At 69.6% G+C, this 11947-nt stretch carries 8 protein-coding genes; 4 read left to right on the forward strand and 4 right to left on the reverse strand.

Features of this window, described 5'->3' with window-relative positions:
* The first annotated feature begins 40 nt into the window (after window positions 1-40).
* Window positions 41-799, forward strand: coding sequence for a 4'-phosphopantetheinyl transferase superfamily protein (locus ABH915_RS08185; protein WP_370119778.1), 759 nt, complete (start codon window positions 41-43; stop codon window positions 797-799).
* Between the two features lie 3 nt (window positions 800-802).
* On the opposite strand, the gene ABH915_RS08190 is transcribed toward ABH915_RS08185, so the two are convergent.
* The 4 genes from ABH915_RS08190 to ABH915_RS08205 form a co-directional block, all read right to left on the reverse strand.
* Window positions 803-2227 (reverse strand): M1 family aminopeptidase, encoded by a 1425-nt coding sequence (locus ABH915_RS08190; RefSeq protein WP_018774422.1) that lies wholly within the window; start codon window positions 2225-2227, stop codon window positions 803-805.
* A gap of 49 nt (window positions 2228-2276) precedes the next feature.
* Complete coding sequence (locus ABH915_RS08195) at window positions 2277-6209, reverse strand: Pls/PosA family non-ribosomal peptide synthetase (RefSeq protein WP_370124967.1); 3933 nt, start codon at window positions 6207-6209, stop codon at window positions 2277-2279.
* Between the two features lie 96 nt (window positions 6210-6305).
* Window positions 6306-7271: a quinone oxidoreductase gene (locus ABH915_RS08200; protein ID WP_370119782.1), complete on the reverse strand. Its 966-nt coding sequence runs from the start codon at window positions 7269-7271 to the stop codon at window positions 6306-6308.
* 164 nt (window positions 7272-7435) lie between these two features.
* The gene (locus ABH915_RS08205; protein WP_370119785.1) at window positions 7436-8539 is read right to left on the reverse strand and encodes a fatty acid desaturase; all 1104 of its coding nucleotides are present in this window, start codon (window positions 8537-8539) and stop codon (window positions 7436-7438) included.
* A 188-nt stretch (window positions 8540-8727) separates the two neighbouring features.
* Here ABH915_RS08205 and argC point away from each other — a divergent pair, with 188 nt between their 5' ends.
* Genes argC through argB form a run of 3 tightly spaced genes read left to right on the forward strand, consistent with a single transcriptional unit; the run spans window position 8728 to window position 11901 of the window.
* Entirely contained in the window at window positions 8728-9759 is a 1032-nt protein-coding gene (gene argC / locus ABH915_RS08210; protein WP_370119788.1) for an N-acetyl-gamma-glutamyl-phosphate reductase, read from the forward strand.
* Entirely contained in the window at window positions 9756-10922 is a 1167-nt protein-coding gene (gene argJ / locus ABH915_RS08215) for a bifunctional glutamate N-acetyltransferase/amino-acid acetyltransferase ArgJ (protein WP_370119791.1), read from the forward strand. The genes argC and argJ overlap by 4 nt, the downstream gene beginning before the upstream one ends.
* A gap of 46 nt (window positions 10923-10968) precedes the next feature.
* A complete protein-coding gene (gene argB, locus ABH915_RS08220) occupies window positions 10969-11901 on the forward strand; it encodes an acetylglutamate kinase (RefSeq protein WP_370119794.1) in 933 nt (310 codons plus the stop codon).
* The last annotated feature ends 46 nt before the right edge of the window (window positions 11902-11947 follow it).

The raw sequence follows: 11947 nt of genomic DNA on the forward strand, positions 1-11947 counted from the left end.
GCGCTGGCCACAGCGCAGACGTAGCTGGAAGGGGCGGGTCATGGCATCACACCTTGTTGTGCGTGCCTGCCCGCCCTTTCGCGTTCCCGGCCACCCAGGTGTTCCCGGCCACCCAGGTGTTCCCGGCGACCCGGGGGTGCCCGGGGCCGCGGCCCTGCACCCTGAACTGCAGCTGGAACGCGACTCGCGTTCCCTATTGGACGGGGCCGAGCTCGGACGGGCCCGGGCCATGACCCCGCGGACCCGGGAGGACTTCCTGGCCGGACGGCTCGCGCAGCGGCGGTTCGCCGCCGGCCTGCTCGGCGTTCCGGCGTCGGACCTCACCGCCTGGTACAGCTGTCCGCGCTGCGGCGCCGGCGCGGACATCTCACACGGCCGGCCCGGCTACCTGCTCCGGGGCGAGGCGGTGCCGCTGCTGCTGAGCCTGTCCCGCGCGGCGGGCTGGACGCTTCTGGCCGGAGTCGTGGACCCGGATCCGGGCCAGCGCCTCGGCATCGACGTCGAGGACCCGGCCCGGGCGGACTTCGACGGGTTCGACGACGTCGTGTTGACCCCGGCGGAACAACGGCACCTCGCCGGGCTGGACGGCATCGCGCTGCTGCGGGGGAGGGCACGCCTATGGGCGCGCAAGGAGGCCTGGCTCAAGATGCTGGGCACCGGGCTGCAGACGGCCCCGGACACCCTGGACGTGCTGGCGCCGACAGTGAACGGCCGCGCCGGGCTTCGGGACCTGCCGCCGGCAGAGACGGGCCTGCCCGCGGACCTCGTGGCCGCCGTCGCCCTCGCAGTCATTCCATAGTGCTCAGAGCTTGGGCGGCGTTGCCTGCGGGAGCGGCGGGAGGGCATCGGCGAACAGCCACGGGTGCAGCAGGGCCTCTGCGTCCAGGCCCGTGGTGTGGGCGGCCGCGACGATGAAGTCGGCGGTGGTCACGGTGCCGTGGCGGAAGCGGTCCGTCCAGTCGTGCAGCAGGGCGAAGAACGCCAGGTCGCCGGAGCGTACCCGCAGAGCGTGCAGGGCCAGGGCTCCGCGTTTGTAGACCCGGTCATCGAACATCAGCTCCGGGCCCGGGTCGCCCACCATCAGGTCCTGCGGGGCCGCGGAGAGCTTGCGCCAGGCGGCGCGCGCGCGGGCGGCCGCCGACATGATGCCGGCCTCTTCAGACCAGATCCATTCCGCGTAGCAGGCAAAGCCCTCGTGCAGCCAGATGTCCTTCCAGGTTGCGGTGGTGAGCGAGTTCCCGAACCACTGGTGGGCGAGTTCATGGGCGATCATCCGCTGCGATTCCCAATCCTGCCGCAGATGGTTGGGGCCCAGGATGGACAGTGTCTGCGCCTCCAGCGGGATTTCCAGCACGTCGTCGGTGACCACCACGGTGTACTCCGGGAACGGGTACGGCCCAAAGCAGTTGGTGAAGGTCCGCATCATGTCGGGCTGGCGGGCCAGGGCGGCCCGGGCGCCCGCCTGCAGCGACGCCGGCACGGCCACATACTGCGGAACGTGCCCTGAGGGCCGCTCGGCATTGAGCGTCAGGAGCTCATAACGGCCGATCTGGACCGTCGCCAGGTAGGTGGCCATGGGTTCGGCCTGCTCAAAAACCCAGGTCTCGCGGCTGGCCCTGCTGGTGCGGGAGAGCATCACGCCGTTGCACACGGCCCGGTAGTTCGCGTCGGTGGTAACCGTGATGAGGTAGCTCGCCTTGTCCCGCGGGTGGTCATTGCACGGAAACCAGGAAGCTGCGCCGTTGGGCTGCCCGGCGACCAGCACACCATCGGAGAGCTCTTCCCAGCCCACTTCGCCCCACACGCCGCGGCGCGGCGCGGGGTAGCCCTCGTAGCGGATGTCCAGGGTGAAGGCCTCGGCGGCGAGCAGCGGGTTGTCGGGGTAGACGACGAGCTGCTCTGCCCGCTGGGTGAACCGGCGCACCCTGCGCCCGTTGAGCTGGATCTTGGTGGCCCGCAAACCGGCCAGGTCCAGGACGATCGCCGACGTCGGGAGCTGCGTGATGGCGTGCAGGACGGCGTGCCCGGCAAGGCGGTTGCTGCTGACCCGGTAGTCCAGATCGAGTTCATACCGGGTGACGCGGTAGGCGTTGGTCCCATGGCCCGGCATATAGGGGTCCGGGGCGCCGGCTTCCGGGGAGGTGGCCCGGCTGATTTCGCGGCTGATTTCCCCGCTGATGTCCCCGCGGGCGGCGGCGCCGCTGCTGCTTGGTGCGCTGGTGCTCAATGGACGGACCTTCGGTTGTGGTGCTGGTGGACGTGCGCAGGCGCCGGGCCTAACGGGGCCCGGCGGGCGGTGCCGGGCCGTCCCAGGGGCTGACCGGATTGCCCATCCAGTACGTCCCGGCAGGGACGGTTTCGCCCCGCATGACGAGGGACGCCGGCCCCACCGTGCCGCCGCTGCCGATCCTGGCCTGCGGCAGGATGACGCCGTGCGGGCCCATGGTGGCTCCGTCATCGAGCGTAACAGTGTCGATGCTCATGACACGGTCATGGAACAGATGGGTCTGGACCACGCACCCGCGGTTGACGGTCGAATTCCTGCCGAGGGTGACCAGGTCCGCCTCCGGCAGCCAGTAGCTTTCGCACCAGGTTCCGGTACCGATTTTCGCGCCAAGTGCCCGCAGCCACCACACCAGCGCCGGTGTCCCCGTGGCGGCGCGCGCGAACCACGGGGCGCTGACCATCTCAATGAACGTGTCCACAACCTCGTTCCGCCAAATGAAGGAGCTCCACAGCGGGTGTTCGCCGGGGCGGATGCGGCCCACCAGCAGCCACTTGGCCACGACGGCACTGCCCGCGGCCGTCGCCCCGGCAAGCAGGACCACCACCCCGCTCAGGAGGGCGGCGATTCCGTAGTTGAAGAGGGTCGCCATCGCGTCGAACGCCAGCATCACGCCGACGGCGATTGCGACTGTCAGCATGACCGGGACGAAGCGGCACAGCTCCCACAGGGCGCGCGCAACCTTCAGCTTCCGGGGCGGCTGGTAGGTCCGGGTGTCGTCCGAGGCGATGGCGGTGCGCCGCAGCCGCACAGGCGGGCTGCCGAGCCACGAGGTGCCGGACTTCGCCTTGGCCGGCGTCGCGGACAGCACCGCGACGAGGGAGTTCTTGGGCACGCTGCGCCCGGCCGCCGTCATGCCCGAGTTGCCCAGGAAGGACCGCTTGCCGATCTTGGCCGGGGCTATGTGCATCCAGCCGCCGTCGAGTTCGTAGGACGCCACCATGGTGTCATCGGCCAGGAACGCGCCCTCGCCCACGGTGGTCATCCGCGGGATCAGCAGCACAGTCGAGGCCTCGACGTTGCGGCCGACCTTGGCGCCGAGAAGCCGGAGCCAGACCGGCGTAAAGAGGCTGGCGTAGATCGGGAACAGCAGATCCCGGGCCAGGTCCAGTACCCGCTCGGTCGCCCACACCTGCCATCCGATCCGGCTCCGGACCCGGTAGTAGCCTTCCGCGAGGCCGACGCTGAGGAGCCTCGTCGTGGCCAGGATCAGCAGCAGGTTGGTCAGGAACCATGCCAGCGCCGCCAGCGGGATCGAGAGCGCTATGCCGGGCAGCGCCGCGGGCAGGGAGGAACTGCCCCGGATGAACGCGAAGATCACCAAGGCCGCGACGGCGGCGGAGACGTAGGGGATGAGCGCCAGCATGGCGGAGGCGGCGGCGAAGCCGGCGAACCAGAGCCGGCCCATCAGCCGGTGCTCCGGAGGGGAGTCCGGCCATGAATGCCGGGCCTTGCCACGGCGCTCGGCGGGCGACCCGGCCACGAGCTGGCCCGCCTTGACCTTCCCGATCACGGCGGAACCCGGCTCCACCTGAGCTCCGGCACCCACTGTGGCGCCCGGCATCAGCGTGCTGCGGGCCCCGACGCTTGCGCCGGCGCCAATCCGGATGGCGCCGATGTGGACACGGTCGCCGTCGATCCACCAGCCGGACAGATCGACCTCGGGCTCGATATTGGACCCGGCGCCGAGGGTCAGCAGCCCGGTGACGGGCGGGAGCGAGTGGAGCTGGACATTCTCGCCGATCTTCGCCCCGAGAGCTTTCGCGTAGTAGGGCACCCAGGGCGCGCTGGCGAGGCTGATGGCGCCGGCCAGGTCCTGGATCTGTTCCGCGAGCCAGAGCCGGAGGTGCACCTGCCCGGACCGGGGATAGGTGCCAGGCACGACGTTGCGGAGCAGGATGCGGGCTGCGGCAACGGAGAGCAGCATCCGCCCGGCGGGACTGACGAAGGTCAGCCAGGATGCGCCCACCCACCACCATGAAATCGTTGGCGCGGCGCTGAATCCGGCGAAGGCGGCCAGCAGGTTGTTGGCTGCCATCAGGTAGGTCAGCCAGCGCATGCCGACCAGGATGTGCAAGGGAACGCCCAGGAGCGTCTGGAAGGCCTGGGACTTCCGCGCGGTGGGCCGGACCGTGCGCTCCTGGGCAGCGACGGCGCCGCCCTCCGGCAGCGACTGGCGGGCCACGTCCACCAGGGCGCCCACCCGTGGTGTCGCGTAGATATCGGCCACCGTGATGGTGGGATAGCGGACGCGCAGGGCGGACACGAGCTGCGCGGCGGCCAGCGAGCCGCCGCCGTAGGCGAAGAAGTCGGCGTCGAGGCTGGTGACCGGGCTTCCCAGCACGGCGCTCCACTGCTCCACGATCCACTGCGCGTCCTCCGGCAGGTTCAGCGGCGCACCTTCGGCCTCGGCCGCTCCGGTTCCGCTGAGTGGCCAGGGCAGGGCATGGCGGTCCACTTTGCCGCTGGTCTTGGTCGGCAGCGAATCGACAAGCGTCAGCAGCGGAATGAGGGGCGCGGGCAGGCGTTCGCCCAGCAGTTCGCGGGCGGCCGCGAGGTCGATGTCCTGGCCCGAGACGGCGGCAAGGTAGCCGACCAGGATCTGGTTGCCGGCCGCGGTGGTCTGCACGGCGGCGGCGGCGCCGGCGATATCCGGCAGGGACTGCAGGGCGGCATCGATTTCGCCGAGCTCGATCCGGCGGCCGCCGAGCTTGACCTGCTCATCAGCGCGGCCCTGGAAAATGAGGCCTTCCGCCTCGTACCTGACGAGGTCGCCGGAGCGGTAGGCGCGCGGCCAGCCCAGGGACGGCATGGGGGCATATTTTTCCGCGTCCTTGACCGGGTCAAGGTACCGGGCCAGCCCCACGCCGCCGATGATCAGTTCGCCCACCGCGCCCTCGGCGACGGGCAGCGAATCGGCGTCGACGACGGCGAGGTCCCAGCCGTCCAGCGGCAGGCCGATCCGGACGGGGCCGGGCGCGCCGAGCTGCGCGGCGCACGCGACTACGGTGGCCTCGGTGGGCCCGTAGGTGTTCCAGACTTCGCGTCCTTCGACGGCGAGCCGTTCGGCAAGGTCCGGCGGGCACGCCTCCCCGCCGAAGATCAGCAGCCGGACACTTTCCAGCGACTCCACGGGCCAGAGCGCTGCCAGCGTGGGGACGGTGGAGACCGCGGTGATGCCGTGGCTGATGAGCCACGGGCCGAGGTCCATGCCGGTCCGCACCAACGCCCGGGGTGCCGGGACCAGGCACGCGCCGTGGCGCCATGCAAGCCACATTTCCTCGCAGGAGGCATCGAAGGCGACGGACAGGCCGGCCAGCACCCGGTCCTGCGGACCCACCGGATCGGCCTGCAGGAAGATGCGCGCCTCGGCGTCCACGAAGGCGGCGGCCGAGCGGTGCTGGACCGCGACGCCCTTGGGGGTGCCGGTGGAGCCGGAGGTGAAAATGACCCATGCGTCGTCGTCGGGGCCGGGCGGCCTCGCGTCGGGGAACGGGCGGGGGCGGCTGCTGTCCGTGACGATTTTCCCGCCGGCGCGGAGGATGCCGGCCACCCTCGCCTCGCCGAAGACCAGTTTGGCCCGCTCGTCGGGATCGTCGGCGTCCACGGGGACATAGGCCGCACCGACCAGCAGCACCGCCAGGATCGAGACGTAGAGTTCGTTGGTGCCGGACGGGATCCGGACGCCGATCTTGTCGCCGGCACCGAGCCCGGCGAGGTGCAGTTTCCGTGCCGTGGCCCGGACCTCGTCCATGAGCTGGGCGTAACTGAGCGAACGGTGGCCGTCGTCGAGTGCCGAAGCGTCCGGGTACCGGGCGGCAGTATCGCGGATGATGTCTATCAGCGTCCGCTCCGGCGGGGCGGAGAGTGCGCCCGGCAGCTGGGGCTCGTGGACGGTGAGATGGGGAGCGGGAAGACTCTGCACCGCACCGGCGTCGGGGGCTTCACTGGGGGTCAGTCGTTGCTCGGTCACTGGCGCATTATCCCTGCAGGAGATGAACGGATGGTATTGCCGAACGGCTTAGGGAACCAGGATGACTTTGCCGGTGGTACGGCGCTGTTCAAGGTCCTCGTGGGCACGGGATGCCTCGCCGAGAGGGTAGCGTGCGCCGATCCTGACCTTCAGGCTGCCCTCGGCAGCGGCGGCAAAGACTTCGTCGGAGCGCCAGCGGCGTTCCCGGGCGTCGCGCAGGTAGTGGCCCATGGTGGGCCGCGTGAGGTACAGCGAGCCGCCGGCGTTGAGCCGCTGCGGGTCGAACGGCGGGACCGGGCCGGACGCTGCGCCGAAGAGGACCAGCATGCCCCGGATGCGCAGCGACGCCATGGAGGCGTCGAACGTGTCTTTTCCGACGCCGTCGTACACCACGTCCGCGCCGGTGCCGTTGGTCAGATCCCGGACCCGGTCGGCGAAACCGTCATAGCGCAGCACGTGGTCGGCGCCGGCTTCGCGGGCCAGCTGCTCTTTCGCGTCTGTCGAAACGGTGGTGATGACGTTGGCGCCCCTGGCCTTGAGCAGCTGGATCATCAGGAGCCCCACGCCGCCGGCGCCGGCGTGGAGCAGGACGGTGTGGCCGGACTCGACCTTGAAGGTGGAATTGATCAGGTAGTGGGCCGTCACGCCTTGCAGCGGCAGCGCCGCGGCGGTGAAATCGTCCAGGCCGTCGGGGACCGGGAGGGCTTTGTCCTCATCGACGAGTGCATAGCCGGCGTAGCAGTCAACGCCCTCGGCCGTGGCCACCCGATCGCCGGGCGCGAACCCGGTGACGGCGTCGCCGACCTCCTCCACGGTGCCTGCGGCCTCGGTGCCGGGCGTGAAGGGGTAGCTGACCTTGTAGACGCCGCTGCGCTTGTAGGTGTCAATGAAGTTCACGCCCGCGGCGGCGACCTTGACGAGCAGCTGGCCGGGCCCGGGAACGGGACGGGCTGTTTCGTCGAGTTCGAGGACCGCGGGGCCGCCGGCCTGGCGGGCGACGATTGCGTGCATCATGTGGCTCCTTTTCCGGGCGGGGAAATCTGTCCCGGTCCCTGGGTCCATCCTAGGGACACCGGCGGTAACCATGAAGGGGCGTTCCGTAACCAGCCGTCACGTGATGATGGAGCTGACGTCGCCCGGAGATGGCCGGTCCTGCGCGGCAGCCGGTGGCCCGTCCCTTAGTAGCGGCGGGTGACCGTCGCCATCGGGCATTCGAAGTGGCGGCCCGCGGCGAGTCCGACGTCGTTGAGGTAGCGGACAATGATGGCGTACGACTGCATCAGCGTCGTTTCCGTGTACGGGACCTGGTGCTTGGCGCAGTACTCGCGGACGATCTTGGCAGCCTGGTGCAGCTGCGGGCGGGCCATGTCCGGGAAGAGGTGGTGCTCGGCCTGGCGGTTGAGGCCGCCGAGCAGGATGTCCATGAAGCGGCCGCCCGAGATGTTCCGGGACGTCAGGACCTGGCGGCTGAAGAAGTCCACCCGGCTGTCCGCCGGGAGCACCGGCATGCCCTTGTGGTTCGGCGCGAAGGACGCGCCCATGTAGAAGCCGAACACGGCCAGCTGGACGCCGATGAAGGCGAACGCCATGCCCAGCGGCAGGAAGGTGAACGCGAGGACCGGCAGGAGGCTGAGCCGGACCGCGAGAATCGGGATTTCGACCCAGCGGTGCGTGACCTTGGCCCGGCGGACGATGAATTTCACGGAGTCGATCTGCAGTCCCAGGCCCACCAGGAACAGGAGCGGGAAGAAGAACCAGCCCTGCTTGCGGGTCAGGAACGCGAGGCGTCCCTGGCGGTCGGCTACGGCTTCGGGGTGGAAGGCGATGGGGCCGGGTGCGATGTCCGGGTCCTTGGAGATGACGTTCGGGTGGTTGTGGTGCGCGCCGTGCTTCTGCTCCCACCAGGAGTAGCTGATCCCGGCCACGGACGTGGCGAGCAGACGAGCTGCCCAGTCGTTGGCGCGGCGGGACGCGAAGATCTGCCGGTGACCGGCCTCGTGGGCCAGGAAACTCAACTGCGTGCAGAGGATGCCCAGGGCGGCGGCGATCAGGAGCTGGAACCAGCTGTCACCGATCAGCGCGAACCCGAACCAGGTGGCGGCCATCAGGAGCACCAGGCTGGCGAACACCGTGACGTAGAACCCGACGCGACGTTCGAGGAGGCCGGCGGTCTTGACGCTCTTGAGGAGTTCCGAATAGCTCAGGACTACGGCGTTGGGCTGCCTGACGCGCGAGGTCGGTCGCGCCTGCGTTTCGGCGGGAAGGGTGGAAGTGGCGGTCATTAGGGCGCTGGCCTCGTCACGGTTACGGGCAACGCTGCAGCTGACATTCGCAGCTGCACGGTCTGGATCACCCTTTACCAAGCATACGCCCCGGGTTTCCCCGGCCCGCCGATCGGGCGCTTTGGACACACGCCCATCGATGCATAAATATCGGCATCTATGCATACTCTTGCTGTATAGTCGTGCTCATGACTATTACTGTTGCCGTTTCCGGGGCGAGCGGTTATGCCGGCGGCGAGGTCCTGCGGCTCCTCGCCGGTCATCCCGACGTCACCATCTGCGCCATCACGGCCCACAGCAACGCCGGTTCCAGATTAGGGGAATTGCAGCCGCATCTCCATGGCCTCGCTGACCGGATCCTCGAAGACACCACCGTGGAGAACCTGGCCGGGCACGACGTCGTCTTCCTGGCGCTTCCGCACGGGGCATCCGCGGAGATCGCGGCGCAGCTGCCCGCCGGGACCCTGGTCATCGACGCCGGCGCGGACCACCGCCTTGAGGACCCGGAGGCGTGGGAGAAGTTCTACGGATCGGCACACGCCGGAACCTGGCCCTACGGCCTCCCTGAACTGCCCGGCCAGCGCGAGGCCCTGCGCGGCGCCGCCCGGATCGCCGTCCCCGGCTGCTACCCGACGTCGGCCCTGCTGGCACTCACGCCCGGCTTCAGCAGCCAGCTGCTGGAGGGTGACGACGTCGTGATCGTCTCCGCCTCCGGCACCTCAGGGGCCGGCAAGGCCGCCAAGGTCAACCTGATCGGCGCCGAAGTCATGGGCTCCATGAGCCCTTACGGGGTCGGCGGGGGACACCGGCACACCCCGGAGATCGAACAGGGACTCTCCAAAGCACTGGGGGCACCGGTCACCGTCTCCTTCACGCCCACGCTGGCGCCAATGAGCCGCGGCATCCTCACCACGGCGACCGCCAGGGTGCGCCCGGGTGTCACCGTCGAAGGGCTGCGCGCCGCCTGGTCCGAGGCCTACGACGACGAACCGTTCGTGCACCTGCTCCCCGAGGGCCAGTGGCCCTCCACCAAATCGGTCCAGGGATCGAACCACGCGGCCATGCAGCTTGCCTTCGATGAGCACACCGGCCGCGTGATCGTGTGCTGCGCCATCGACAACCTCACCAAGGGAACCGCCGGTGGGGCCGTGCAGTCCATGAACATAGCCCTCGGCCTGGCGGAAACCGCCGGCCTCAACCTCCAGGGAGTCGCACCGTGAGCATCACCGCACCGCAGGGATTCCGCGCCGCCGGCGTGACGGCCGGGCTCAAGGCGTCCGGCAACCCGGACCTGGCCCTCGTCGTCAACGACGGCCCGTCCAAGTCCGCCGCGGCGGTCTTCACCTCCAACCGCGTCGCCGCGGCCCCCGTGCACTGGTCCCGCGAGGTGGTCAAGGACGGCCGCGTGGACGCCGTGATCCTGAACTCCGGCGGGGCCAACGCCTGCACCGGGCCCCAGGGCTTCCAGAACACGCACACCACCGCGGAAAAGACCGCCGAGGCCCTCGGCGTCTCCGCCACCGACGTCGTGGTCTGCTCCACCGGACTGATCGGCGAGCAGCTCCCCATGGACAAAATCCTGGCCGGGATCGGTTCCGCCACTGCAGCCCTGGCCGCGGACGGCGGCCCCGCGGCAGCCACCGCGATCATGACCACGGACTCCGTGTCCAAGCAGGCCGTCTTCACCGGCACGGCCGCCGACGGAACCCGGTACACCATCGGCGGCATGGCCAAAGGCGCCGGCATGCTGGCGCCGGGCCTGGCCACCATGCTGGTGGTCCTCACCACGGACGCCGACGTCCCGCCGGACATGCTCGAAGCCGAACTCCGCAACGCCACGCGGGTCACCTTCGACCGGGCGGACTCTGACGGGTGCATGTCCACCAACGACACCGTGGTGCTGCTGGCCTCCGGCGCCTCCGGCGCCGTGCCCTCCGCCGCCGACTTCGGCACGGGCCTGACCCAGGTCTGCGCCGAACTGGCCCGCAAGCTGATCGGCGACGCCGAGGGCGCCAGCCACGACATCGCAATCCGGACGTTCAACGCCGCGAGCGAGCGGGACGCCGAAATCGTCAGCCGCGCCGTCGCCCGCTCCAACCTGTTCAAGACCGCGATCTTCGGCAAGGACCCCAACTGGGGCCGCGTGCTGTCCGCCGTCGGCACCACCGACGCGGCGTTCGAGCCGGACCAGCTGAACGTGTCCATGAACGGCGTGCAGATCTGCCGCAACGGCAGCATCGGCGATGACCGGAACCTCGTGGATCTCGAACCGCGCGAGGTCCTCGTCGAAATCGACCTGCGGGCCGGCACAGCCGAGGCCACGATCCTCACGAACGACCTCACCCACGAATACGTCCACGAAAACAGCGCCTACTCCAGCTAGCCCCCTGAAAGGGACGAACAGAGGACCAGCAGGAAGGACGAACAGCATGAACACCCAGACCCGCGAGACGACATCCCAGTCCGACGCCCGGGACAAGGCCGCCACGTTGATCGAGGCGTTGCCCTGGATCCAGCGCTTTGCCGGCAGCACCATGGTGATCAAGTACGGCGGCAATGCCATGGTCAACGACGAGCTCCGCCGCGCCTTCGCCGAGGACGTCGTGTTCCTGCACCACGTCGGCATCCACCCCGTAGTGGTGCACGGCGGCGGCCCGCAGATCAACGCCATGCTCAGCCGGCTCGGGATCGAGTCCGAATTCAAGGGCGGGCTGCGCGTCACCACGCCCGAGGCCATGGACGTGGTCCGCATGGTCCTCACCGGCCAGGTGGGCCGCGAACTCGTGGGCCTGATCAACTCCCACGGCCCGTACGCCGTCGGGATGTCAGGTGAGGACGGCGGCCTGCTCCGCGCCGTCCGCACCGGCACCGTGGTGGACGGCGAAGAGGTGGACCTGGGCCTCGTCGGCGAGGTGGTCGGCGTGAACCCGGAAGGGATTGTGGACATCCTCGCGGCCGGCCGGATTCCCGTCATCTCCACCGTCGCCCCGGAAATCCACGACGACGGATCCACCACCGGGCAGGTGCTGAACGTCAACGCGGACACCGCGGCGGCCGCTGTCGCGTCGGCCCTGGGGGCGTCCAAGCTGGTCATCCTGACCGATGTCGAAGGCCTTTACGCCAGCTGGCCGGACAGGTCATCGCTCATTTCGTCGCTGACGGCGTCGGAGCTGCGCGAGATGCTGCCGCGCCTTGAGTCCGGCATGATCCCGAAGATGGCGGCGTGCCTGAAAGCCATTGACGACGGCGTCGAGCGCGCCCATATCGTGGACGGCCGCCTGCCGCACTCGATGCTCCTGGAAACCTTCACGACCGCGGGCATCGGCACGCAGGTCGTCCCCGACGAGGAAGTGAACGCATAGTGAGCAGCACTGAACTGAGCCATTCCGCTGAAGCCCCCATCGCCGG

Source organism: Arthrobacter sp. MW3 TE3886 (assembly GCF_041262145.1).
In the GTDB taxonomy this organism is placed as follows: Bacteria; Actinomycetota; Actinomycetes; order Actinomycetales; family Micrococcaceae; genus Arthrobacter.